Origin of the sequence: Haloferax denitrificans ATCC 35960, from assembly GCF_000337795.1 — an archaeon.
In the GTDB taxonomy this organism is placed as follows: Archaea; Halobacteriota; Halobacteria; order Halobacteriales; family Haloferacaceae; genus Haloferax; species Haloferax denitrificans.
In genome coordinates, this window is record NZ_AOLP01000019.1 from 1 (window position 1) to 24,791 (window position 24,791).

Annotated in this window: 25 protein-coding genes; 11 read left to right on the forward strand and 14 right to left on the reverse strand. The window is 65.4% G+C overall.

Features of this window, described 5'->3' with window-relative positions:
- Both C438_RS16245 and C438_RS16250 read right to left on the reverse strand, forming a co-directional pair.
- On the reverse strand, positions 1–617 hold a 617-nt coding region (locus C438_RS16245; protein WP_152421779.1), incomplete at its 3' end, for a DUF5059 domain-containing protein.
- A 75-nt stretch (positions 618–692) separates the two neighbouring features.
- The gene (locus C438_RS16250; protein WP_049918175.1) at positions 693–2,279 is read right to left on the reverse strand and encodes a uracil-xanthine permease family protein; all 1,587 of its coding nucleotides are present in this window, start codon (positions 2,277–2,279) and stop codon (positions 693–695) included.
- 133 nt (positions 2,280–2,412) lie between these two features.
- Between C438_RS16250 and C438_RS16255 the strand changes: the two genes are divergently transcribed.
- The gene (locus C438_RS16255; protein ID WP_004970789.1) at positions 2,413–3,762 is read left to right on the forward strand and encodes an MFS transporter; all 1,350 of its coding nucleotides are present in this window, start codon (positions 2,413–2,415) and stop codon (positions 3,760–3,762) included.
- 39 nt (positions 3,763–3,801) lie between these two features.
- On the opposite strand, the gene C438_RS16260 is transcribed toward C438_RS16255, so the two are convergent.
- On the reverse strand, positions 3,802–4,275 hold the full coding sequence (locus C438_RS16260) for a chemotaxis protein CheW (protein WP_049918177.1): 474 nt from the start codon (positions 4,273–4,275) through the stop codon (positions 3,802–3,804).
- A gap of 248 nt (positions 4,276–4,523) precedes the next feature.
- On the opposite strand from C438_RS16260, the gene C438_RS16265 reads away from it, so the two are divergent.
- From C438_RS16265 to C438_RS16280, 4 genes are read left to right on the forward strand one after another with little or no spacing between them, the layout of a single operon-like run.
- The gene (locus tag C438_RS16265) at positions 4,524–5,624 is read left to right on the forward strand and encodes a protein-glutamate methylesterase/protein-glutamine glutaminase (protein ID WP_193363633.1); all 1,101 of its coding nucleotides are present in this window, start codon (positions 4,524–4,526) and stop codon (positions 5,622–5,624) included.
- 2 nt (positions 5,625–5,626) lie between these two features.
- Positions 5,627–7,813, forward strand: a complete 2,187-nt coding sequence (locus C438_RS16270; RefSeq protein WP_004970792.1) for a chemotaxis protein CheA — start codon at positions 5,627–5,629, stop codon at positions 7,811–7,813.
- Positions 7,813–8,655: a CheR family methyltransferase gene (locus C438_RS16275; protein WP_004970793.1), complete on the forward strand. Its 843-nt coding sequence runs from the start codon at positions 7,813–7,815 to the stop codon at positions 8,653–8,655. Before C438_RS16270 ends, C438_RS16275 begins: the two co-directional genes overlap by 1 nt.
- A 3-nt stretch (positions 8,656–8,658) precedes the next feature.
- Positions 8,659–9,525 (forward strand): CheF family chemotaxis protein, encoded by an 867-nt coding sequence (locus C438_RS16280; RefSeq protein WP_004970794.1) that lies wholly within the window; start codon positions 8,659–8,661, stop codon positions 9,523–9,525.
- Positions 9,526–9,581: 56 nt separating this feature from the next.
- On the opposite strand, the gene C438_RS16285 is transcribed toward C438_RS16280, so the two are convergent.
- The 8 genes from C438_RS16285 to C438_RS16320 form a co-directional block, all read right to left on the reverse strand.
- A complete protein-coding gene (locus C438_RS16285) occupies positions 9,582–9,944 on the reverse strand; it encodes a hypothetical protein (RefSeq protein WP_004970795.1) in 363 nt (120 codons plus the stop codon).
- Positions 9,945–10,019: 75 nt separating this feature from the next.
- On the reverse strand, positions 10,020–11,033 hold the full coding sequence (locus tag C438_RS16290; protein WP_004970796.1) for a CheF family chemotaxis protein: 1,014 nt from the start codon (positions 11,031–11,033) through the stop codon (positions 10,020–10,022).
- A gap of 101 nt (positions 11,034–11,134) precedes the next feature.
- A complete protein-coding gene (gene flaJ / locus C438_RS16295; protein ID WP_004970798.1) occupies positions 11,135–12,877 on the reverse strand; it encodes an archaellar assembly protein FlaJ in 1,743 nt (580 codons plus the stop codon).
- Between the two features lie 4 nt (positions 12,878–12,881).
- Positions 12,882–14,546 carry a type II/IV secretion system ATPase subunit gene (locus C438_RS16300; protein WP_004970799.1) on the reverse strand — a complete coding sequence of 555 codons (1,665 nt, stop codon included), beginning with the start codon at positions 14,544–14,546 and terminating at the stop codon, positions 12,882–12,884.
- Positions 14,547–15,296: an ATPase domain-containing protein gene (locus C438_RS16305; protein WP_004970800.1), complete on the reverse strand. Its 750-nt coding sequence runs from the start codon at positions 15,294–15,296 to the stop codon at positions 14,547–14,549.
- Positions 15,293–15,742, reverse strand: a complete 450-nt coding sequence (locus C438_RS16310) for a CARDB domain-containing protein (RefSeq protein ID WP_004970801.1) — start codon at positions 15,740–15,742, stop codon at positions 15,293–15,295. The genes C438_RS16305 and C438_RS16310 overlap by 4 nt, the downstream gene beginning before the upstream one ends.
- On the reverse strand, positions 15,743–16,180 hold the full coding sequence (locus C438_RS16315; RefSeq protein ID WP_004970802.1) for a fla cluster protein FlaF: 438 nt from the start codon (positions 16,178–16,180) through the stop codon (positions 15,743–15,745).
- Positions 16,164–17,618, reverse strand: coding sequence for a flagella accessory protein C (locus tag C438_RS16320; protein ID WP_193363634.1), 1,455 nt, complete (start codon positions 17,616–17,618; stop codon positions 16,164–16,166). Before C438_RS16320 ends, C438_RS16315 begins: the two co-directional genes overlap by 17 nt.
- Positions 17,619–17,913: 295 nt before the next feature.
- On the opposite strand from C438_RS16320, the gene C438_RS16325 reads away from it, so the two are divergent.
- On the forward strand, positions 17,914–18,654 hold the full coding sequence (locus C438_RS16325; RefSeq protein ID WP_004063737.1) for an RAD55 family ATPase: 741 nt from the start codon (positions 17,914–17,916) through the stop codon (positions 18,652–18,654).
- Positions 18,655–18,979: 325 nt separating this feature from the next.
- Here the strand turns inward: C438_RS16325 and flgA2 are convergent, their stop codons facing one another.
- From flgA2 to C438_RS16340, 3 genes are all read right to left on the reverse strand, one after another.
- A complete protein-coding gene (flgA2, locus tag C438_RS16330; protein WP_004970804.1) occupies positions 18,980–19,642 on the reverse strand; it encodes a flagellin A2 in 663 nt (220 codons plus the stop codon).
- A 9-nt stretch (positions 19,643–19,651) separates the two neighbouring features.
- A complete protein-coding gene (gene flgA1 / locus C438_RS16335; protein ID WP_004970805.1) occupies positions 19,652–20,293 on the reverse strand; it encodes a flagellin A1 in 642 nt (213 codons plus the stop codon).
- Positions 20,294–20,508: 215 nt separating this feature from the next.
- Complete coding sequence (locus C438_RS16340) at positions 20,509–20,847, reverse strand: ArsR/SmtB family transcription factor (RefSeq protein ID WP_004043733.1); 339 nt, start codon at positions 20,845–20,847, stop codon at positions 20,509–20,511.
- A 132-nt stretch (positions 20,848–20,979) separates the two neighbouring features.
- On the opposite strand from C438_RS16340, the gene C438_RS16345 reads away from it, so the two are divergent.
- The 5 genes from C438_RS16345 (at position 20,980) to C438_RS16365 (ending at position 24,732) form a co-directional block, all read left to right on the forward strand.
- Entirely contained in the window at positions 20,980–21,657 is a 678-nt protein-coding gene (locus tag C438_RS16345; RefSeq protein WP_004970806.1) for a DUF7500 family protein, read from the forward strand.
- A gap of 141 nt (positions 21,658–21,798) precedes the next feature.
- Complete coding sequence (gene cheY, locus C438_RS16350) at positions 21,799–22,167, forward strand: chemotaxis protein CheY (protein WP_004043735.1); 369 nt, start codon at positions 21,799–21,801, stop codon at positions 22,165–22,167.
- Positions 22,164–23,351 (forward strand): chemotaxis protein CheC, encoded by a 1,188-nt coding sequence (locus C438_RS16355; protein ID WP_004970807.1) that lies wholly within the window; start codon positions 22,164–22,166, stop codon positions 23,349–23,351. Before cheY ends, C438_RS16355 begins: the two co-directional genes overlap by 4 nt.
- 21 nt (positions 23,352–23,372) lie before the next feature.
- Positions 23,373–23,882: a chemotaxis protein CheD gene (locus C438_RS16360; protein ID WP_004970808.1), complete on the forward strand. Its 510-nt coding sequence runs from the start codon at positions 23,373–23,375 to the stop codon at positions 23,880–23,882.
- A 304-nt stretch (positions 23,883–24,186) separates the two neighbouring features.
- Positions 24,187–24,732, forward strand: coding sequence for a FlaD/FlaE family flagellar protein (locus C438_RS16365; RefSeq protein ID WP_004970809.1), 546 nt, complete (start codon positions 24,187–24,189; stop codon positions 24,730–24,732).
- The last annotated feature ends 59 nt before the right edge of the window (positions 24,733–24,791 follow it).

Genomic DNA, 24,791 nt, shown 5'->3' on the forward strand with positions numbered 1-24,791 from the left:
CCCTCGTACACCGCGTTCGCCAGTTCTGCCGCGGCGTCGACCTCGCCGGCCGCGGCGAGCAGACCGGCGTCGCGGGCGCGAGCGCCGAACAGCAGGACGCCCAGCGCGTCGACCACGGCGGCGTCGACGCGGCCGCGCTGGGCCGCCAGCAGGTTGTCGGCCGCCTGCACCGCGAGGTCCGCACCGCGCTCGGCGTCGCCGGCGGCGTACGCCTCTCGCGCGCCGCCGAGGTGCGATTCGAACGTCTCGTAGTTCTGTTCGTTCGTCGCCTCCAACTGCTCGTGTGCGCCCCACTCGCCCGACGACTGTTCGAACCGGGCGAACGCGTCGCCGGTGACGCGGGCGGCCGTGCCCAGTCGCCCCGCGGCGGCCAGCGCGACGGTGTCGTAGAGCCGAGCGCGCATCGCGTTCCACTCGGCCGCGACGGCGACGGTGGCGTCGACGCTCACCGACGACTCGGCGTCCTCGGTGGTCGTTCCGTCCGCGGTCTCCGTCTCCGAATCGGTCCCGGCGGCGGTGGTCGAATCATCGCTCGATTGGCCGTTACAGCCCGCGAGTCCGGCGGTCGCGACCGCGAGTCCCGTCGTCTGCAAGAGACGCCGTCTGCTGTAGTTCATGGTTTTAGGCGCGCCTAACTATAGAAAAACGCATCGATTTTTAGGCGACCCGAAAAAGTCTGCGCGTCGGTCGGCTCAGTCGGCCGTCGCCGACTCGTCGCCGCGGAAGCGGTCAAGCGCCGACTCGAAGTCGCTGTCGTCTTCGACGGTGTCTTCCCACTCTTCGAGGCCGCGCTCGGCGCGGGTGCCCGCGATGGTGTTGTCGAAGAAGAAGGCGATGAGGCCGCCGACGGCCATGCCGGTCGAGCCGATGACGAACACCGTGTCGGCGACGAGTTGCGTCCCGAGGACGGGGCCGACGAGCGCGACCTGCCGCATCCCCTCGCGGAACGCCGCCGCGCTCCCGACGTTCCCCATGTAGGCGGGGACGGCGAGGCCGGCGAACATGGCGACGCCGACGATGAACACGTTCCGGGAGGAGTCGAGGTCGACGTACTTCAGGTTCGAGAGGCCGACGGCGACGATTTGGCCGAACATGGCGACGTAGAGGCCGCCGACGATTGGGTCGGGAATCGTCGCGATGAGCTGGCCGAAGTAGCCGACGAAGCCCATGACGAGCATCACGGCGGCACCGATTTGGACGACGTAGCGGGAGGCCACGCCCGTGAGGCCGATTGCGCCGATGTTCTCGGAGTAGGAGGTCGAGCCGCTCCCGCCCATGACGGCCGAGAAGACGTTCATCAGGCCCTCCATGCCGATGCCGTGGTTGATGCGGCGCTCGGAGGGCGCGCCGACGCCCGAGAGCCGGGCGACGGCGTGGTAGTCGCCGAACGATTCGACCATCGAGGCCGCGACGCCGGCGAGCATCCCGATGATGAAGGAGGTCGTGAACTGCGGGATGCCGAAGGCGACCGAGCCCACGACGGGGAGCGAAACGGCCGTCGTCCCCGCGCCGCCCGCGAAGCCCCACTGCAGGGGGTAGATGGGCATGAGCGCCGGGGCCTCGATGACCGTCTGAAGGTTCACGTAGCCCGCCGCGCCGGGGGCGATGACGCCCGCGACCGAGAGGCCGGCGGCGACGAGGTACGAGACGATGACGCCGAGCAACACCGGGAACAGCTTGAACGCCGGATGGGCGGTGTCGAGGTACTGCGAGAACAGGACGATGAGCGCGAGCGTCAGGCCGAGGAGCCACCAGTTGTTCGTGGCGGACGCGACCTGCGGGGCGTTGAAAAGCGACAGCCCGATGAGCGCGATGGTCGGCGCGATGACGACCGGCGAGATGAACTTCCGGAGGCGTCCGAGCAGGCCGAAGTAGCCGACGAACACCTCGACGACGGCCGCGACGATAATCGCGCCCTGCAGTTGTAACAGCGCGCTCTGCCACGCGACCCCCGACTGGTCGGCCGCCGTCGCCACGCCGACGACGGCGAGCGCCGGCGCGAGCATCGAGAAGGGCGCGCCCTGCACGATGGGGTAGCGGTTCCCGAACGTCGTCTGCATCAGCGTCGCGATGCCGGAGACGACGAAGAACGTCCCGACGAACCGGGGAACCACGTCGGCGGGCATGCCGAGAGCTCCGGCGAGGATGAGGGGGACGGCGATGTTCGCGCCCACCATGGTGAGGTAGTGTTGGGCGCCGAGAAGGAGCGCGGTCGGAAGGGGTGGTTTGTCGTCGATACCGTACTGCACGAACGAGGAGGGAGAGGAGTCGTCCGTCACGACCGTCCCCCCGTATGTGGTGGTTCGCTCCCGAGCATGGTTGTCCGAGGATTTTGTTCAGACTATATATGTCCTGCTTTTCGCGCGCCTTCGGGGAGCAACGACTTTGTTTCACCGGTCTCATTCGTGACGTGTGACCGACCGACACGGGCGTTCGGAGGCGAGGAACCGCGACCGATGGCTGTTCGGCTGGGCGCTGGGCTACGCCGCGGTGGGCGCGTCGTCGCTCGTCGTCCCGCTGTACGCCATCGAACTGGGTGCGAACGCGCTGTTCGTCGGCCTCATCGCCGCGACCGCCGCCTTCGCCGGCGCGCCGGGCGCGGTGCTCTGGGGCCGACTGGCGGCCCGCGCGAAGCGCAGACGGCCGTTCATCCTCGTCGCGCTCGCGGCGACCGCGGGCGCGCTCGCTCTCACCGCCGCCGTGTCGTCGCCGGCCGCGGTCCTCGTCGCCAACGCCCTCCTGTGGTTCGTCGTCGCGGCGGCCGCGCCGGTGTTGAACCTCATCGTCGTCGAGGGCGTCCCCTCGAAGGACTGGAACCGCCGGTTCGGCGTCCTCAACCACTATCAGGGCTACGGCTGGCTCGGCGGCCTCGTCGTCGGCGCGGTCTGGTCGGCGCTGGCCCCGCGGCTGTTCGGCCTCGACGCGCTCGCCGTGCAACGGCGGTTCCTCGTCGCCGCCGCGGTCGCCGCCGCCCTCGGGGCCGTTCTCGTCCGCGTCTGGTACCCCGAGCGCTCGACGGTGTCGGCGCGGCGGTTCGCCCGCGTCTCGGCGGGCATCCGCCGGCGGAGCGGTCTCGTCGGGCGCTCGGTCCGCGCGGTCCCGTACGGCCCCTCGCGGCTCTACTGGGCGCTCCACAGCTTCGACCTCGACGACTTCCGGAAGCGGATGAGCCCCGAGCTCCTCCGGTACCTCGCGGCCGCGACGCTGTTTTTCGTCGGCTTCTCGGTCTTCTTCGGGCCGCTCCCGGCGTACCTCGTCGGCTCCGGGCGGACCGCCGACGAGGTGTTCGCCCTGTTCGTGCTTTCGAGTCTCGGGTCGGCGGTGAGCTACGCGAAGGTCGGCGCGTTCGCGGCGCGACACGACCCCCGTCGCCTGCAGGTCGGCGCGTTGGCGACCCGCGGATTCGCCTTCCCGGCTGTCGCCGTGGTCGGCACACAGTTCGCCGCGCTCGCCGCGCTCGTCACCCTCGGCGCGACGTTCCTCGTCATCGGCGTCACGTGGGCTATCATCGCGGTGACGGCGACGGGGATGGTGACGCGGCTCGCGCCCGACCGGATTCGCGGGGAGGCCCTCGGCGCGTACACGGCGCTTTCGAGCCTCGGCGGCGGAGTCGGCTCGGCGCTCGGCGGCTTCGTCGCCGACGCCGCCGGCTACGTCGCGGCGTTCGGGCTTGCGGGGGTCGTCGTGGGTTGTGCGCTCGTCGTCGTGTTGCTCACCGGCGGTCGGGGCGTCGCGGCGGGAGAGCAGTCGCTCGCCGACTAGGGTCTCGAAAACGAAAGCGGGGCCGGTCGTCGAACCGCCTTACTCGATGGCGTGCACCGGCGAAATCCAGACGACGAGGTCGCCGTCGCGTTTGATGACGCCCTCGATGGAGTCGTCCTTTTCGAGCGGCGGGTCCTCCACGTCGTCCATCGAGACGCGCACGACCTGATACACCTCGTCGACGAGCCAGCCGGTCGCCGCCTCGTCTTCGAACTTGTTGGGGTCGAAGATGACGATGCGCTTGGACTCGCCCTCGGCGTCGATGTTGAGAAGCGACTTCGGGTTGATGATGGACGTGGTCCGGCCGCGGAGGTCCATCACGCCCTCGACGTAGTCCGGCGCGTTCGGCACCGCCGTGAGCTGGCCCTTGTCGACGATTTCGCTCACGTACTCGATGTCGACGCAGTACGTCTCCGGGCCGAGTTGGAATTCCAGCACCTGTACTTCTTCGGCGGAGTCCTCCGCGTCGGTCTCGTCCGCGCTCATCTCGGTCGTGATTGCATCTTGTCGCATGGTCAACCCCGGCGGCGACAGACGCCGCCACCTGATTGCTTCAGAGTGGTCAGATTCAGCGTATAAAGGTACGTACCCGATTATCAGCCGTGATTATCCTCGCCGAGTGTTTATATACCCGATTTCCGAACCTCGGGGTAGATGAGCGGTCTACGAAACGGCACACGAAACAATCCACCGACCCCTCGATGGGGGGCCCTCTCGGCGACCCGTCGCGCCCGTCGTTCCCACACCGGGAGGTGGGGGCGATGAGTTCGGCCGCCGGCGCGGACTCGACGCGGGCGGTCGTCGTCGACGACTCGCGGTTCATGCGGACGCTGATTCGCACGCTCCTCGAAGACGCCGACGTCGAGGTCGTCGCCGAGGCGGCAGACGGCCGCGAGGCGGTATCGGTGGTCGAGGCGAACCGACCGGACGTGGTGACGATGGACATCGAGATGCCCGAGATGAACGGCCTCGACGCGGTCGAGGCCATCATGGAGGAGTGTCCGACGCCCGTCCTCATGCTCTCGGCGCACGCCGAGGAGGACGCCGACGTGACGTTCGAAGCGCTCGACCGCGGCGCGGTCGACTTCGTGACGAAACCGGGCGGCGAAGTCACCTCGGAGATGCCCCGCGTCAAGCGGGAACTGGTCGAGAAGATTCAGTCCGCCGCGGCGGTCGACCTCTCGGCGACGCGCCGGAGGTCCCGCCCGCCGAAGACAGAACAGAAGCCGGCGGCGACCGCGGGGTCGACGACCTCGACCGCGGCGTCCGCCGAGTCGCTTCCGACCGAGGGTTCGACGCTGATCATCGGCGCGTCCACGGGCGGACCGAACGTCGTCGAGCGGTTGCTCGCGGCGCTCCCCGAGGAGGCCGGGCTCCGCGTGCTCGTCGTCCAGCACATGCCGGCCGGGTTCACGAAGCGCTTCGCGGCGCGGCTCGACGGCCGCTGTGACTACGAGGTCCGCGAGGCCGAAGACGGCGAGCGAATCGGCCCCGGTCAGATTCGAATCGCGCCGGGCGGCTCCCACCTGCTCGTGACCGGCGACCGCGCCGGACGCCTCCGGCTCGAACTCTCCGACGACGAGCCGCTCCACGGCGTCAAACCGGCCATCGACCTCACGATGGCGTCGGCCGCGGAGGCGGTCGACGCGCCGCTGGCCGGCGTCCTGCTGACGGGGATGGGCCGCGACGGCGTCGAGGGGATGACCCGAATCAAGCGGGCGGGCGGCCACACGGTCGCACAGGACGAGGAGACGTCCGCAATCTTCGGGATGCCGAAGCGGGCCATCGAGGCCGGCTGTGTCGACACCGTCTCCGCCGACGAGCGAATCGCAGACGAAGCACTCAGCGGGCTCACTACCTGACCATGGACGAAGAACTCTACCAAGCATTCATCACCGAGAGCGAAGAGAGCATCACGCAGTTGAACAACTCGCTTCTGTCTTTGGAGTCGAACCCGGACGACACCGAGGCAATCGACGACATCTTCCGGCAGGCCCACACGCTGAAGGGCAACTTCGGCGCGATGGGCTTCGACAACGCCGCGACGGTCGCCCACGCCGTCGAGGACCTCCTCGACGAGATTCGCCACGAGCGACTCGACGTGACGGCCGAGCGGATGGACCTCGTCTTCGACGGGATGGACCTCATCGTGGAAATTCTCCACGACATCGAGGAGAACGGCGAGTCCACCATCGACCCGACCGACACGGTCGAGGAGATTCGCGCGGCCGTCGAGGACGGCGGTGACGCGGGAAACTCGAACACGGCGGCGTCTGACGAGGCCGACCGCGAGTCGGTCGACCTCGACACGCTCGCCGCCGACTGCGTCGACGCCGACGCCCTCGACGCGACCACGCTCACCCACGCCCACGTCGAACTCGACGCGGGCCAGATGAAGGGCGTCGACGCCGGCATCTTCCTCAGTAGCATCCCCGAGGACCTCGACGTGGTCGGGGCGAACCCGAGCCGCGACGCCATCGAGGACGGCGAGTTCGGCGACGGCTTCGACCTGTTCGTCGCCGAGCGCGACGCCGCGGTCGTCGAGAGCGAACTCGACGGCCTCTGGAAGGTTTCGACGGTCGAGACGACCGACGTGTCCGACGCGCTCGCCGGCGGCGACGAGTCCGCCCCGGCGGCCGACGCTGACGGCACAGACGTTGGCGACGTGGACGCCGACGACGACGCTTCCGAGAGCGACGACGGGGCCGAAGGCGACGCCGACGAAACCGCGTCGCCCGACTCCGAGTCGCCCGAAAGCGAAAGCGACGAGGAAGCGACGGCGGACGACGAGTCGCCGTCGGACGCCGACGAGGAGAACAAAAAAGAGGCTCGTTCCATCTCGGCGGTCAAGTCCGTCCGCGTGGACGTCGACCAGCTCGACGAACTCCACGAGCTCGTCGAGCAGTTGGTGACGAGCCGCATCAAGCTCAGAAACGCCATCGACGTGGGGCAGACGACCGCGCTCGACACGCTCGACGAGCTGGACAAGATATCGTCGAACCTCCAGAACACCGTGATGGACATGCGGCTCATCCCGCTGAAGAAGGTGTTCGACAAGTTCCCCCGGCTCGTGCGTGACCTCGCCCGCGAGCAGGACAAGCGCGTCTCGTTCAAAGTCGAGGGCGCGGACATCGAACTCGACCGCACCATCCTCGACGAGATTTCCGACCCGCTGATGCACGTCCTCCGCAACGCCGTCGACCACGGCATCGAGGAACCCGACGTGCGCGAGGCGAACGGCAAGTCCCGCACGGGGACCATCAGGCTCTCCGCGCGCCGCCAACACGACACCGTCATCGTGACCGTCGAGGACGACGGGAGCGGTATCGACGCCGACGCCGTCCGCGACAAGGCGGTCGACAAGGGCGTGGCGACCCGCGAGGAACTGGACCAGATGCCCGACAGCGAGGTGTACGACTACATCTTCCACCCCGGCTTCTCGACCAACGACGAAATCACGGACGTGTCCGGCCGCGGCGTCGGCATGGACGTGGTGAAGACGACCGTCGAGTCGCTCGACGGCTCGGTGTCGGTCGACAGCGAACCCGGCGAGGGAAGCACGTTCAACATCCGGCTTCCGGTGTCGGTCGCCATCATCAAGGTGCTTTTCGTCCAGGTCGAAGACCGCGAGTTCGGCGTCCCCATCAAGTACATCGACGAGATAAGCCGCCGCGACCGCGTCCAGACGGTCAACGGCGCGGAGGTCATCGTCCACGAAGAGACCATCTTCCCCCTGATTCGGCTCCGCGAGGCGCTCGAAATCGACTCGCCCGAGCCCGACGACGGCATGGTGGTCCGCATCCGCCCCGACGACAGGCAGGTCGCGCTCCACTGCGACGGCGTGACGAAACAGGAGGAAGTCGTCGTGACGCCCCTGCAGGGGCCGCTTTCGGGCGTCGGCGGGCTGTCGGGAACGGCCGTCATCGGCGACGGGAACGTCATCCCGATTCTGGACGTGTCGACGCTCGCGCTCCCGGCCGAAAGCGAGCAGGCGATGCGCGAGTTCGACCCGAGCCAACTCCCGGACACCGCCGAGGAGGCGGCCGACTGATGCCGTCGTCTGCGACCGACGACCCGGCGTTCGGCCGGCTCTTGGACTACATCGAAGACGCCCTGCGGTTCCAGACGAGCTCGTACAACGACGCCTATCTCGACCGCCGAATCTCCGCCCGGATGCGGCGGCGGCGCGTCGACGACTACGGCACGTACCACGACCTCCTCACCGACGACGAGGAAGAACAGCAGGCGCTTTTGGACGCGCTTTCGGTCAACGTGACGAGCTTCTTCCGGAACCCCGAGGTGTGGGAGGCGCTCCGCGAGGTGCTCCGCGACCTGAGTTCGCGGGGGAGCCGCCACGACCCCATCAAGGTGTGGAGCGCCGCCTGCTCCGACGGCCGCGAGGCCTACTCGCTCGCCATGCTCGCCCACGACGACGACCGCGTCGACGAGCGCCGCATCGAAATCGTCGGCACGGACATCAAACGCGAGATTCTTCGCGCCGCCAGAGCGGGCGAGTACCGCGCGTCTGAGACCAACGACGTGGCCGAACAGCTCGAACCCATCGGGCGCTGGGAGCGCTTTGTCGACCGCGAAGACGACACCTTCCGGGTGAAAGACGCCGTCACCGACATGGTCAGCTTCGAGCGGCGAGACCTCATCCGCCAGGAGCCGCCGGGGACGTTCGACCTCGTCGTCTGCCGGAACCTGTTCATCTACATCAACGCCGAGTCGAAACGGGCCGTCTTCGAGACGCTCGGCTCCGCGCTGAAGCCGGACGGCTACCTCACCATCGGCATGACCGAAACCATCCCGCCGACGTGTCGACAGCAGTTCGACCCCGTCGAGAAACGACTCCGCATCTACCGCGCGAGCGACACCGCGGTCGGGAGGTGAGCGATGAAGCCCGGTGAGCAAAAGCTCGGAGACACCCGCGGGCGGTTCCTCCAGGTCGTCAAGAACGGCCGGGAGATGCACGACGTGGACTGGACGAGCGGCCGCATCCTGCTTTCGAACAGGCGGCTCATCCTCGCCGGCACCGGCGGCAAGCGGACGATTCAGCTCTCGAAGATACAGGAGTTCGGCGGGCGGTACGACGTGAACCAGCGCATCGCCACCGTCTCCGACTACTTCAGCGTCCACATCCCGTCGGGCGTCGTCCTGCTCGCGCCCGTCGACTACGACGAGTTCGAGACGGACTTCTTCGGCGCGCTCCTCAACACCGAGCAGTTCCTCGCGCGACACCCCGCCGTCGCCGGCGGCGTCGTCCAGAACACCGAGTGGGAGAAATCCCGGCTCAAAGTCGAGACGGAGGCCGTGAGTATGGCGACCGTCGGCGGCAAGTTCGTCGAAATCCGCCTCGACGACATCGGCGACGTGAAGACGGGCGAGCGGACCATCGTCGACGAACACCGAAGCGTCATCGAGGTCGAACACTCCGACGACGAGGGGACGAGCCTCCAGACGTACATCTCCGGCTCCGACCGCGCCATCAGTTTCCTCTACACGCTCCTCAGGGAGGGCGAGGAGCTTTCCGAGACCTCTATCGACCTGAGCGAGACGGACAAACAGGTCCTCACGGCACTGTACTCCGGCGTCTCGCCGTTCGACATCCCGAACTTCCTCGGCCTCGACGTGGACGAGGTCGAAGAGCTCTTTCAGCGACTCATCGACCACAACGTCGTCGAGGAGATTCGCGTGCGCCACGAGGTGCAACTCAACGCTCGCGGCCGCAGTATCGCCTCGGACGCCATCAACGAGCAGTAACCGACACTCGGATTTTCGCGGCGCAGTCACCGACGGAGAGCGACGCGTCGCGCTCGTCAGTCGTCGGTGGCGCGCCGCGAGGCCCGGTCGAGCGCGACTCCGGCGTAGACGCCACCCAACCAGACCCCGGCCAAGAGAACGATGCCCCGCACGCGCCCGCCGGGTTCGTGGGATAGCCCGTACGCCGCGAAGATAGGTACGAGGGCGCTCAAGACGCCGACTATCGTGTACCAGAAGTGGTCGTTCGGCCCGGACCACCGCCAGCGGTACGCGGGGAACGCGGCGACTCCGAAACTCACGATTGTGTACGTGAGAAGGAGGGCGACGCCGACCAACGCGTGGCCGTGTCGGAAGCCGAAGAAATAGCTGACTGCACTTCCGAGTCCCAGCCCGACGAGCGACGAAGTCCGCGTCCGCATGGTGACAGAATCAGTTGCGCGGCTGATAGTTCTTCGCAACCACCGGACGGCACTGATTCCGACAGAAAAACGGTTTCAGACGTTCACGTCTTCGATTTCCTCGTTGACGACGAACCGACCCTGCGGCGTCAGCGAGGTCGGAAGCTCGTCGTCGCCGATGAGTTCCTCATCGTGGAGCTTCTCCAGTTCCGCGTCGAGGACCGCCTCGTCGACGCCGAGCAGTTCGCTGAAGTCGACCTCTGCGGCCATCTCGCCTGCGGAGTACAGTCCGACGAGGACTTCGAGGCCCTGTTCTGTGACCTCGACGTCGCGGACGCCCGACTTTATCCAGTGGTAGACGAGTCGGAGGTAGCGCCCGAGGATGTTCATCTTCCGCCGGGAGTCGAGCGTTATCTCGGAGGTGACCGTCTGGCCCTGTTTGACGTGCTGGACCGAAAGCACCAGTCGCGTTTCGCCGTCGACGGTCCGTTCGAGCACCTCGAAGAAGATGACGCTCGCGAGGTCGATGTGGAACGGCTCGCCGTTCTCGGTGAGCGGGCCGTCGTCGTCGGGGAACGTGACGGCCTCGTAGTCGAGATGCAGGCCCGAAGGGCGGCGCTCCGTGTCGAGGACGCGCCCGCCGATGCGGGCCGGGTGGGTGACCTGCGCGCGCGAGCCGTTGAGCGCCGCGCGGAACAGCAACAGCGAGAACTTCTCGATGGTCTCGCGGTCGCCGCCGATGACGGTCGTCCGGCGCTGGCGGCCGATGATGTAGCCCACCATCACCGTGTAGTCGAAGAACTCCTCGACCTCCGGGGGGACCTGCCCGACGGCGATGTCGAAGATGGAGGTGATGGGGATGACGGTCTTCGCCTTCGACGTGGCGAGGATGAGCCGTCGCTGGCTCATCAGGACGCGGCCCTTGACGGGTTCGAACGAGGCGTTGCCGCCGGCGACGAAGTTGGCGACGAAGTCGACGACGATGGACTCGCCGTCGCTGGTCCGTTTTTCCGTCTGCTTCTTCGAGCGCTCCCGCTCTTGTTCCTCGCGTTCGTCCGACGGTTCGGACTTCTTCCGGCGGTACGCCTGCAGGAGGTCGCTTTTCGCCACGTCGCCCCCTTCGGGCGCGCGGGAACGGGCCTCCTGTGCGGTCTGTTCGCCTCCTGTGTCTGGCATCGTATCTCGGGTCTGTCTCTGTGGTCCGTCGTCAGTCATACACTAATCAGCGCTCCTGCGAGCGACGAGGTGGCGACCGCCATCAGCGAGCCCACCCAGACGAGCATCACGAAATGGAGGTAGGCGTTCGCCTTGTGCCCGCCGTCGACCATCCGAATCATGAGCGACGACAGCAGGGCGTTAAACAGGATGATGAGCGTCAGCATGTACTCGATGAAGGGCACGTCGTAGACGCCGGCGTAGATGAGCGTCCCGAACTGGAGGCTGTCGAGGTTCATCTGCGTCGAAAACGACGCGAGAATCTCGACGACTTCCAGCCCGATGAAGAAGGCGAACGACGCGGAGGCCGTGATGCCGTAGAGGACGCCGATGAGCGTGACGGTCGACTGCTTTCGCTGGCGACGGAGCTTGATAATCTCGTTCATGTTGCGGCTGATGAGTTCGCCGAGGAGCTTCGGCTTGCCACCCATCGACCGGCCGACGTTGTACATCTCGGAGAACTTCTGGACGAGGTACGAGTTCGTCTCCGCGGTGAAGAAGAACCACGAACGGTCGGGGTCGAGCCGCATCCGAAGCCGGGTGTACAGCCGGGAGATTTCACGCGAGAGGACGCCGAAGTCCTTGGTCTTGAGCGTCTTCAGGACGGCCGTGGTCGTGCTCTGTTTCGCCGTCTCCGAGGCCCCGAGCGCGCGGATGAAGCCGGGGTACTCCTCGTCGCGCTCGCCGATGCGCTTTTCGTGGCGACGCGCGACGATTCCGGGGACCGCAAGCGGCGTCAGCGGCGTCGAGATGAGAAGCGGAATCGGGAGTTCAATCATGATTGGCCGGACCGTCGCGCCGACGGGGGTCAGGTCGAACGTGCCCAACGCGAGCACGAGCACCATCGTGATAGAGAGGCCGACCGCGCCGTACAGCGTGATGTCTATCTGCCGGTTCGCCTTCGTCCGGTACTCGGGCTGGTGGAACCAAAGCGGGTCGTACGGCGACATCGTCCGGATGACGAAGTAAAAGCCCAACTGCACGAAGACGAAAAGCACGATGACCGCGCCGATGGTCATCGTCGCGTCGGTCCCCGTCAGGATGGGGAGCACGATGGCGTTGATGATGGCGAACGTCATCGACAGAATCATCGAGAGGTAGAGGTCCTTCATGACCTCCAGGTTCCCCAGCGCGCTCTCGTAGACGGTGATGTACTTCTGAATCATCGCGTTCTGCTCGCCGAGGAGGAAGTCGTCGATGCTCTGGCCGGCGTTGATGGAGTACGCGAGCCTGTCGAGGAAGTCCGCGAGGGGCTTCGACGGCACCTCCCGCGCCCGCCGCTGACAGGCGTCGTCGAGCGACTGGTTCCACGCGTCGACCAGTTGGACGATGCGGTTCATCTCGGTCGCCAACTCGCCGTATTCCTCCTCGCGCGCGAGCGTGCGGAACACGGCGACGCGGTCGATGTTCGTCGTCGAGAGCACGGTCATGTGCGTGATGAGGAGGTGGAGCTGGTTCTCGAGACTGCGGCGGGTCTGCTCGACGAGGAGCCGCGGATAGAGGACGGCCCCGCCCAAGAGCAACACGCCGAGGAGGAACACGGGGATGCGGACGAGGAGGGGGAACGGAAGCGCGATAGCCCCGGCCAGAGAGAGGAGGAAGAACACGATGGCGGGGCCGAGCACCGCGAGCAGGTAGCGCGACAGCTCCATCGGCATCTGCTCGTACGACTCGATGATGTCGCTGATGAAGTCCCGGACCTGCACCGCCTGCATCGACGCGCTCTGTTCCCCTGCCATCTCGTTACACCCTCGCCATGTCGAACGGCAGTCCCTCGACGCCGTCGCGCTGGAAGTCCTCGATGAGTTCGTTCACCTCGTGGTAGCCGAGGACGTTCTCCTGTATCGCCCGGCGGACGAGTTCGGCGCGGAACTGGATGTCGTCGTATATCTTCCGCGTGTCGTCGTAGCCGAGGAGCGTCGCGACCTTCTGTTCCATGATGAAGGAGTTGTTCATCCCCTGGAAGACGATCTCGTCTTGGACGGGGTCCCAGTAGAACGCCTCGCGGGTGACGACGCCGCCCATCTCCTTCGAGTAGCCCTCGATCTCCTGCACGCTCGTCACCCGACGGAGGATGTCGTTGCCCCGCCGGACGCGGTTTTGGAACAGCGCGATGTCGCAGTTGTCCATGAACGTCTCGGGGACGTTGATGGGGTCGCCGGTGAAGCGCTGAATCATCGAGACGATGTCGGAAGCGTGGAACGTGAGCATCACCGGGTGACCGGTCTGGGCCGCCTGGAACGCCATGCGCCCCTCCTCGCCACGGACCTCCCCGACGATGATGTAGTCGGGGCGAGAGCGGAGCGCGGCCGCGACGAGGTCGAACATGTCGACTTCGGAGTCGGAGCCGCGGCCCTCGCGGGTGAGGAGTTGCTGCCACGTGTCGTGCGGCGGGAGCACCTCGGCGGTGTCCTCCGCCGTGTATATCTTCGAGTCCTGCGGGATGAACGAGAGGATGGCGTTGAGCGTCGTCGTCTTGCCCGACGCCGTCTCCCCGACCACGAAGATGGTGCGTTCGTTCTCCAGCGCGATCCAGAGGTACGCGGCCAACTCGGGCGACAGCGTCCCCCACTTGGCGATCTGGAACACCGAAAGCGGCACGTCGTCGCCCTGACGGATGGTGAGCGACGACCCCTTCAGCGACACGTCGTCGGAGTAGATGATGTTGATACGCGAGCCGTCGGGGAGCGTGGAGTCGACGATGGGGTGGGCGTCGGAGACGGGGTCGCCGATGCGTTCGCCCATGTTGCGGAGCCAGTTGTCGAACTGCTCCGTGTTGTCGAACTCGACGCTCGTCTCCAACAGCCCGAAGGTCCCGTGGTCGACGTCGACCTGACTGGGACCGATGACGTGAATGTCCTCGTTCTCCGGGTCGCGCATGATGGGTTCGAGCGGACCGAGGCCGACGATGTCGCGGACGAGTCGGTACTGAATCTTGTCGTAGGTCGTCTGCGAGACCTCGATTCCGGCCACGTCGAGGCGTTTCGCCACCGAGCCGAGCGGCCCGCGGTCGTCGCCCTCGATGTGGACGATTTCGGAGAGCAACTCCTCGATGCGCTCTTCGTAGTCGGCGCTCTCTTCGGGTGCCGGCTTCGAGACGCTTCGTTCGAGCAGTTTGTCCTTGACCCGAGCGAACACCTCGAGTTCGTCGTCGTCCATCTCGGGTTCGATGGTGTAGTACTTCGTCGTCTCGCCGAAGTTGCCGTATATCTGGCAGAACACGGGACCGCCCAGCGGGTAGATGATGTTCGGACGCCGGGACTCGTAGTCGCCCGGCTCGTCGACGAGCATCGGGAACTCGCCGGTGATCTGGCGGAACCGCTTGAGGTGGTCCCGAAGGTGCGGCCACTGCATCGCGAGGCGCTTGAGATCGTCCGACAGTCTGGCGGAGCCGTGTTCGCTCGCCATCTACGCCACGCTCCTCGACTCGATGACGAGTCCGATACCCGACCGGACCGAAAATCCGACGCGGTCGCCGACCTGCTGGCCCATGCCCGCAAAGCGCTTCACGAAGATGTTCCGGCGGACGTCGTTTCCGACCTCCACCATCTCCAGTTCGAAGTAGACGTCGGCGATAGAGCGGAACGGACCGATAGAGCCCTCGTCGACAGACGACGGGTCGACGGTGATGATGATGGTCTTGCCCTTCGTCGTCAGCTCGCGGAAAAACGAGATGATTTCGAGGGCGGCCTGCCGCTCGTCGTTCTGCCGGACCAGCGCCTCGAACTGCGGGTCGTTACGCAGGATGGCGTCGAACGTGTCGATGATGATGACGTCGGCGTCCCAGAGCGTCTCGGCGTCCATCAGTCGCCGGAGGAGCTGTTTGCGCTCCTTCTGACTGCTCCCGCCGGAGAGCGCGCCGCTACTGTCGATTTCGGCCTGGAGGAACAGGATTCGCTCGTCGAGCAGATGCTTGACGATGTCGTACGAAAGCGAGTGCATCTGGTCGAGGAAGCCGCGGACGCCCAGCTCGGTCGAGACGAGCGTCACCACCGTTTCCTCGTCGCAGAAGCCGTAGCTGAACCGCTGCGACAGCACGCTTTTGCCGGCGCCGTAGTCCCCTTCGATGAGGACGATTGCACCCTTTGGGATGCCGCCGCCGAGTTCCTTTTCGAGACGGTCGTGCCCGGATAGCCCGAGAGAGAATTGACTGCTCATGGTACGCGGAATTTGAACACCTCTTCGTCACCGTCGACGACGACGGTCATCCGGTAGTCGCCCGAGGTCAACGCGATGTCCGTCACCGTGAGTTCGATGACGTTGCTCGGCCGCCACTCGGTGCCGTCGACGACGTTCACCGTGACGTTGGTCTGATACTGTCCACCGACGATGATGTCGAAGCCGCCGCTGGTCGCCGGGAGCGTCCTGAGACCCGTGTTCTTGACGTATATCGAGAGGTTGTCGCTCGCACCGTCGTAGACGCCCGCCTCCGGGTCGCTTATGACTTCGATGTCGGTTCTGATTTCCGTGCTCACGTCGCCGCCGCGCTCGTCGACCGAATTGCTGATACCGGTCACGGTGTCGATGAGGACACCCGAGACGCCGGCGGCGACGACGATGCTGGCGATAAACAGGATGAGGCTCGGAACGGAGATGTCGGCCATCTAGCTCACCGCCTCCGTCGCGGCGACGCCGCTTCCGGTGACGACTTTCACCCGTGCGGGCGTGGGATCGGCGTCGACCACGAGGCTGAGGTTCTCGCCGGCGTACCAGAGGTCGGTCGCGGCGTCGCCGTCGACGGTCGCGTTGGCCGGCGGCACGTCGACGTAGGCGTTGTCGACGAGCAGAGTTGTCTCGCTCACTGACAGCGTCTCCGAGCCGACGTTCGTCAGGTTCACCGTGAGGGTCGTGTTGTTCGCGTCGTAGGTCGCGTTCGTGACCGCGATGTCCGTGTTCGTCCGTTCGAGCGCCCGCTCCGCGTCGGCGTCCTGCGCTTCGAGCACGTTCTCCGACGCGTTGGACGTCGCTGTGTACAGCGACCCCGTGGCGACGAGGACGCCGAGGAAGATGATGGCGGTCGAGCCGCTAACACCGAATCCCATCGAATCTCCCCCCGTAGGCGACCAGCTCGTCGTACAGCTGTCCCCGCGGAACGTCCTCCGCGAGTCGGCAGACGTACGAGAGGCTCGTCTGGTGGTCGTCGATGCGGAGTTCGTGGTCGTCGGCGTCCTCGACCGACGGCGCTATCTGCCCGACGTGGGCGTTCAGCTCGCTCTCGACGGCGCGCGATATCCAGTCCTGCTCCCGATACTGGCGGAGCGCGCGCGACGCGCCGAGCGCGCCGCCGACGGAGACGAGGTGTTCGGCCCATTCGAGCACGAGCACCTCGGAGACGTAGTTCGACGGGAGTCCCGTCAGGTAGGCGTCCGACGCTTCGACCGCCGCGGGCGGCTCGGGTTCGGCGGCCGCCTCGTCGTCGCCCGAGAGCTCGCCGTTGGCCGCCGCGGTGGCGTACTCGGCCTCCAGTTCGTCGAGCGTCTTGCGGACGTCGCCGTCGGCGTCTTCGACCTCGGACTCGGGGTCGAGCAGTTCGTCGTCGAGGTCGTCGTCGAGGTCGTCATCGAGGTCGGCGACCGCTTCGACGTCCTCTTCGTCGTCGTCGGTCTCGGCCTCGACCGGGTCGACGTCGTCGAGCGCCGCGTCTTCCTCGTCTTCGAGGTCGGCCAATTCGTCGTCGAGGTCGTCGTCGAGGTCGTCGTCGAGGTCAGACTCTGCGTCATCCGCCTCCGCGTCGTCCTCGTCGTCCCAGCCGCCGCCGTCCTCGTACTGTTCTTTGAGGTCGTCGAAGCTCGCGCCGCCCGCGCCGCCCGAGTCGTCGGCCTCGTCGGTCTCGTCGTCGCCGTCGTCGAGGGCGTCCGCGGGGCTCTCGCGCTCTGCTTCCACGAGTTCGTCTTCGGCGGCGAGCTCCGCTTCTTTCGCGCCCTCCTCGGCGTCGAGCTCGCCGAAGTCGTCGTCGAAGAACGACTCGGCGTCGGCGTTCGCCACCTCGGGGTCGAGATGCTCTTCGTCCTCGGCTTCCGCCTCGAAGAGGCCGAACGCGCCCCCGCCGTCGAGGCCGCCCATCTCGCGGGCGTCGTCGACGAACGGGTTGATGCCGCGGGTGACCATCTCGTAGATGTCGAGTAGTTTGCGAATCGTGTCGTCGAGCTCTTCGACGGTCTCTCCGATCTGTTTGTTCTCTTCGCGGACGGTGTTCATCCCCGACGAGATGGCGCTTACTTCGTTCTCGAGTTCGCCGATGCGATCTTCGAGCTCTGCGAGTTCCTCGCTGTTGTCGTCGCCGAATCCGCCGAAATCGTCGTCGTCGAATCCGTCGTCGAGGTCGTCGCCGAAGTCACCAAACTCGTCCGAGAGGTCGTCGATCCCCTCCTCGAATCCAAGTCCATCGTCTGATGACATGTGTTGTCCTTCCGTCGTTTCGTCCCCGGCGTCGGCCGCGTCTTCGTCGTTCTGCCACTCCATCATGCTCGCAGCGAGCACCTCCGCACCGTCTGCGGGGATGCTCGTTGGAGCGACGGCCTGTCACCCGGCCGAGCGGCGGACCGGCCGGGGCGGTCCGACGGACTCGGGGGAGCAGGTAACATTGGTGCAAAGGTACGTAAGTCGGTACAAGAAAGTTCCCGTCCCGTTATCAGTCCCGATATTCGAACGGCTCTGGATTTCTCCCCGACGAACGTGTAATAAAAGTCAGACGACGCCGTAGCGGCGGTAAGAAGAATTATCCGGCGTCGGCACGGAGGTTCGTCCGACAGTCAACACACGGTTTAACACAATCATGACAGAACTAGTCAAGACCGGTGTCGAAGGGCTCGATTCCATCCTGAACGGCGGTATCGTCAAGAACGCCGCGGTACTCATAAGCGGCAATCCCGGGACGGGGAAGAGTATCCTCGGACTCCAGTATCTCTACAACGGCGTCGACCAGTTCGACGAAGGCGGCCTGTATCTCACCTTCGAAGAGACGGAAGACGACATCCGCGAGGCGGCCGAGTCCATCGGGTTCGACCGCTGGCACGAGTACGTCGAGTCCGGCGAAATCAAGGTCTACGACAAGCGAACGCTCCTCCGCGACGGTGACTTTTCGACGACGCTCGACCGCATCCTCGGCGACCTCCAGGACACCAACTACGACCGGCTCGTCCTCGACTCGCTGACGATGTTCCAGCTGTTTTTCGACGACGAGAAAGAACAGCGCCAGTACCTCCTGAAGTTCATCGACATCCTGAAGGACAGCGGTCTCACCTCGCTTCTGACCACCGAGCAGTCGGCCATCTTCCCCGAGACCGACATCGGGCTCGAAAACTTCCTGACCGACGGGAACATCTACCTCATCCAGAGTCCCGCGGGCGCGACGAGCAACCGCTACATCTGGGTGGCGAAGATGCGCAAGCAGAGCATCAAGAACTCGATGTTCCCGCTGGAAATCGCACAGGGCGGCATCAAGATATACGAGCAGGCGGCCGGGTTCTCGATGGTCGGCGAATCCCCGCCGTGGTTCGGCGAAGAGACCGAGTAACGGGTCGGCCTCGAAGACCGGCGTGGCTCCATCCCGGCGGTTCTTTTTCTGTCTTCACCGTCAGACCGTTCCGGCTCCCCCCGCACACGGGAACGCGCCGCACTCGTCGACATCGTTCGTGTTCGTCTCGCTGGCTACCGTCTCCTTCTAGTTCGTCTCTTCTCACCGCCGCAACTCAGCCGCGGCGGTTGCCTGTCGAGTGAGCGCGGCCTCCGATAGCGTCACTCCGGCCGAGTTGTGCCGTGAGTAGTGTACTCCGAACAAACGACAGCGCCGCCGCTCGGGAGTCGGCGTCGGTAAAATAGAAGGAAAGCTTAGGGCCGGATTACAGTTCGACGGGTTCGCTCTGCGTCTTGCCGGCGAGCTGCTGGGGCATCGTCAGGATGACCTGCGTCGTCCCGCCCGTGCGGGAGGTGATTTCGAGGCTGACCTGCTCGCCCGTCGAGAGGCCGCCGATGAGGTCGGTGTCGTCACCGTTGCTGTCTTCGATTGCGGCCGTGTCGATGGTGACCTCGTAGCGGTCGTTCATGCTGTTGAGGACGCCGAACGAGCCGTCGTCGTCGGTGACCTTGGTGAGACCGAACTCGTCGCTGTCTGCGACGCCGGCTGCGGAGTCGTTCGTCGCGGAGTTATCTCCGGTCGTCACCGTCTGGTTGGTCAGGGTGACGACGCTGTCGCCGCTGAGGTACTTGATGGAGGTCTCGTTCATGTCCACCGCGTCGGAACCGGCGGCGAGGCGAACGGTGAGCGTGATGTTGTCGATGTCCTCTTCTCCGCCGACCGTGCCGTGGGTGTTGAGGACTTCGACGCGGTTGGTGACCTTGTTCACGGACTGCTGTCCGGCGTCCTCGGCGGTGGCTTGCAGGAAGCCAGCCGTGTTCACGAGGACGCCCGCCGCGATTGCGGCGACCAGAACCATCGCGATGAAGACGATGAGGGTCCCGATACCGACCTGACCCCGGTCGTCGTCAGTAATGTTATCGAACATGTGAATCTCCTAGAGTGCGATGGGGTCGTTGTTGTCCTTGCCGGCGAGCTGCTGGGGCATCGTCAGGATGACCTGCGTCGTGCCACCGTTGCGGCTAGTGATGTCGAGCTTGACGGTCTGACCCGTGGCCGTCCCGTTGGCTGTGGAGCCTTCGACCGTGGAGGTGTTGATGACGATCTCCGCGCGGTCGGACTGTTCGTTCAGGACTTCGAAGGAGCCGTCGCCGTCTTCGAGAACGCCCGCGGTGAAGTTGTTCCCAGTCGTCAGGTTGGCCGGGTCCGCTTGATCGTTGGCGTCGTTAGTGTCGTTGTAGGTGAGGGTCCGTGCGGTCGTCTCACTCAGGTACTTGACCGTCGTGTCTTCGAGAGAGACACTCCCAGAGCCGGCCGCGAGGCGAACCGTCAGGAAAACCTGGTCGACGGTGCGTTCCTCACCAGTCTGATTGACCAGACCGTGGGCGTTGACGACGTCGACGCGGTTGGTGACCTTGTTCACAGATTGCTGTCCGGCGTCCTCGGCGGTGGCTTGCAGGAAGCCAGCCGTGTTCACGAGGACGCCCGCCGCGATTGCGGCGACCAGAACCATCGCGATGAAGACGATGAGGGTCCCGATACCGACCTGACCCCGGTCTTCGTTGATGTTTTCGAACATGGGTTTCGTGGGTTTGGTCCCACACTCTGTGGAGAGCGGGGAACCGTCACTCGTCAACTTGGAGAGGTCCTACATAACGCTACGGCCCTCAATATCAAGATTGATATTGGTGGATGGGTGCGTCGATAAATAAGGTTCTTCGCACGCTCACGCGGGAAGCCGAATCGGCGCTCGTCTCAGAAAACGTAGGGGAAAAGACCGGAGCCGGAGCAGGTTCAGTCCTGCGTAATCTTCCGCCACACGTCGTCGAGTTTGTTCTTCACCTCCGGGCGCTCGGTCACACTGACGGTGTAGTCGTCGCCCTCGAAGCGGACGACGATCTCGTCGACTTCGCGGCGGTAGACGTTCGTCCGTCGGTGTTCGTCGGAGAGAACCCGGTCGTGTAGTTCGAGGAGGCCCGCGGCCGTCAGTTCCTCGATCCGGCGATAACAGGTCGCGATGGGGATATCCAACATCTCGCTGAACTCCTGTGCCGAGTGAGGCTCGTCCGCGGCACGGAGGATATCCGGGTTGTATTCGTTCCCCAGCGCTGAGAGGGTCCTGTCAGACTCCATAGATAGAGATTCATCAGGACGCGCCGCTTGTCAATGTGTTGGTTGTCTATCTGCCACGTTCTCAGTCGTAGTAGTGAGGTCGCCACACGCGGTGACGATGGGATTATATGCCACGGCACCGAGCATCCGCCGATGGACGACGAGGACGAACGTCCCCCCACTCACCCAGAGGAACAGGGGGTCGTTGGGACGGACGAACTCGATATCAGCCGCGACGAGCACGTCGCGGCGCTCGACACGGGTCGGTACGTCATCTCGACGGGGGAAAACAGGCCGCCAACACCGATCGACGACGAGGCCGGTGGCGAGAGTGGACCCTCCGACTCCAACTCCGACTCCGATTCCGACGGGGCCGGCCGCCCCGATACGGAGGCGGCCGGTGAAGACGACGAGAGAGACACGAGCACCAGCACACCCGAGCTCGTCCTCCCGAAAGACCCGAAAAAACGGGCCGTGCTCGCCCGCCGCCTGCTCGCGGAGCGCGTCGGGGCGGTCCGCGCGGACCACGCGCTCGTCACGACCGCGCTCGTCGACGGCGAGGTCGCCCGACACGAGACCGTCTCCGACGACGTGACCGACGTCGTCCACTCGTTTCTCACGTGGTACGCCGAGGCCGTCGGTAGCGCCGACACGCCGCCCGACGAGGTGCTCGGTATCCTGCTTTTAGCCTCGGAGGTTCAGGTCACCTACCCCAGTCGGGCCGTCGAGGCGCTCGCGGCCGCGAACGGACTCGGCCGCGACGACAGCATCGGTGACCTTCTCGACGCCGTCGAAGAGACGGGGGCTTCGTTCCCACCACGTCAACGCTGACGGCGGTGACACGCTCTGCGAGCGCTCTCCGAGAACCGGCGTCGACACGGCGTGACGTGGGCGATTGACGCTTTATATCCCGTATCAGCCTTGATAATGGGGAGGAAGGGTTTATGGTGTGATTTTCGGAAATCTGGAGGTATGGCAAGCAAGGTACTGGTCGTAGACGACTCCGCGTTCATGCGGAATCTCCTCAAACAGCTCCTCGAGGGTGAACACGAAGTCGTCGGCGAAGCCGAAAACGGGGTCGAAGCGGTGGAACTCTACCGCGAACTCGAACCCGATGTCGTCACGATGGACGTCGTGATGCCGATTCGAAACGGCATCGAAGCGACGTCCGAGATCAAGTCGCTCGACGCCGGCGCATCGGTCATCATGTGCACGTCGGTCGGACAGGAAGAGAAGATGCGCGAAGCGGTCGAGGCGGGGGCCGACGGCTACATCACGAAACCGTTCCAGAAGCCGAACGTGCTTCAGGCAATCGCCGACGTGATTCAGGCAGAGGCATGAATCTCGACGTCCGGTCGCTTCGCACGTTCAGTCGGCTCGCCCACTCGGGCGCGGAGAAAGCCGCGGGTTCGCTGACCACGCTCGCGGGCATCGACACGTACGTCAACGTCACCAAGGTCGAACTCGGGACGAAGTCGGACGTCGAAAGCGAGTTCGCCGAACGCGACCTCGTGAGCGTCCACATCGGCTTTTCGGGGGGCTTAGACGGCCACACTGTGTTGGCGTTCTCGCCCGAGTCCGCAGAGCGGTTGGTCGACGCGTTGATGCCGGGCATCGACGCCACCGACGCCGAGGGCGAACTCGCCGAGAGTAGCCTCAAGGAGGTCGCGAACATCATGCTCGGCGGTTTCATCGACGGCTGGGCCGACTACCTCGACACGACCGTCGACATCACGACGCCGACCTACGTCGACGACGAGAACGACGGGCCGCTCGACCACATCGAGGCCGAGGGGTTCGAAAACGGCGGCGACGACGAGCACGTCCTCGTCTTCCGCAACCAGCTGGAGGCCGCGGACAACGCCATCGAATTCGACCTGTACATGGTGCCGACCGCCTCGTCTATCGGGACCATCGTCGAGGCGAGCGGCGACGACGGCGCGCTCCCGGTCGAGTCGTTCGCCGCCTTCTCCGAGATGATAAACGACGGCGCGAATCAGGCCTCGGAGGACATCACGGCGATGACGGGCATCGACACGACCGTCGAGGTGAGTCGGCTGAGCTTCGTCCCCATCGAGGGGGTGCCGATGTCGTTGACAGACGCGGTCCGTCGCGGCGTCGTGTTGGAGTTCAGCGGAACGCCGAGCGGCTACATCGCTATCCTCTTCGACGAGCCGTCGGCCGAGAACATCGCCAGCAGTCTCCTGCCGGGCATGGAGGGCGACGAGGCGATGCGCCAGAGCGCGATTCAGGAGATCGGAAACATCACGACCTCCGGCTTCCTCGACGGTTGGGCCAACGCGCTCGAAACGACTATCGACATCTCGCCGCCGAAGCACGTCCACGACATCGGGTCGGCCATCATCGACCCGCTCGCGACGGACCTCGCGCAGTCTCAAGAGTACGCGTTCCTCATCGACTCGACCATCCGAACGGACGACGACGAGTTCACCTGCGACATCTACGCGCTCCCCGACGAGACGGAACTGCGCAAGGCGCTCAAGCAACTCTCACCCGCCGCGTGAACCCCCCGTAGAGGTATCTCAATGCAAGTTTACACAACGGACACGCCCGCGGCCCGCTCCGGTCGAATCAAGGTCGGAATCGCCGATTTCGCCGTCTCCAGCGACGAGAGCACGCTGACGACGAGCGGTCTCGGCTCCTGTATCGGCGTCGCGCTGTACGACCCCGAGACGGGCATCTCGGGTCTCGCACACGCCATGCTCCCGAACGCGGACGACGACAGCGAGCCGGCGAAGTTCGTCGACACCAGCGTCGAACTCCTGCTCGAAGAGATGCGGGCGGTCGGCGCGGACACCGACCGAATCGTCGCCAAAATCGCCGGGGGAAGCACCATGTTCGACTTCACCTCGGCCGACGGCGACGGCAGTATCGGCGACCGAAACGTCGCGGCGACGCGAACGGCGCTCGCCGGGTTCGGTATCGACGTCGTCGCCGAGGACGTCGGCGGCTCCCACGGCCGCTCGTTGGAGCTCGAAAGCGAGACCGGCGACCTCCGCGTGCGGAGCGCGAAAAGCGGCACGCACGTGCTCTGAGCGGGTTTCTCTCTTCTCGACGCGGTTGTGTCGAAATCTTCTCGGCGCGGTTGCGTCGAAACCGTGTCCCGAATCTGCGTAGGCGACCGGTGACACCGAGGTCGAGCGAGGACGACGGATTTCGAACTCCGAGACAGCGAGATATCACTGGTGATAATGGCTCGAATAGATTTATGTCGCCTCCTTCGAATGCTTTCACCGAAACGGTACGACAACGCGTGTGACACACCGGACAGCGCCCTGCGCTCTCCGTCGCCCTGAGTCGGGGGACTCGGGGGTCGTGCCGTCTTGAACGAGGTGACCTATGTACTTGGACCCGGACGAATACGACCCAGACGAACTCCGACGTATCGCGCGTGACGCCCCACGGCCCAGACGGAACGGCGACGGCCGATTCGACGACAGCAGATTCGACGATAGCCGGTACGACGACGGCCGGTTCGACGACCGGGGACCGTTCCGGTTCGACAACCCGCTTTTCGACCGGAGCCGACAGGAGGCGTCCGAGGCGCTCCGGTCGAGCCAGCTCGAACACCTGCTCGTCCACCAGTCTCGCGGCGAGGAAGACGGCGTCGAAAAGCCGTATCTCCGCTCGCTACCGGACAAGTACGGCGCGGAGCGCGTCGTCTTCGACTGGCTGGAGTTCCTCGTCCTCAAAGGCGGGTTCAAGCGGGCGATGGACGCCCTCCGGTACTACCAGACGGTCGACTGGGTCACGCCGGGCGTCGAGGAGACGCTCCGTGACTACCTCCTCGGCTTCTCCGCCGACGTCGACGAACCGACCGACCTCGACGTCGACGACCACCTGCTGAGTCTGGTCTACGTCGCCCGTCTCTCCTCGATGGTGTGACGCCGACCGCCGGGTCTCGAACACGGTCTCTCCTTGCGACAACCGAGTGAATTCCATGA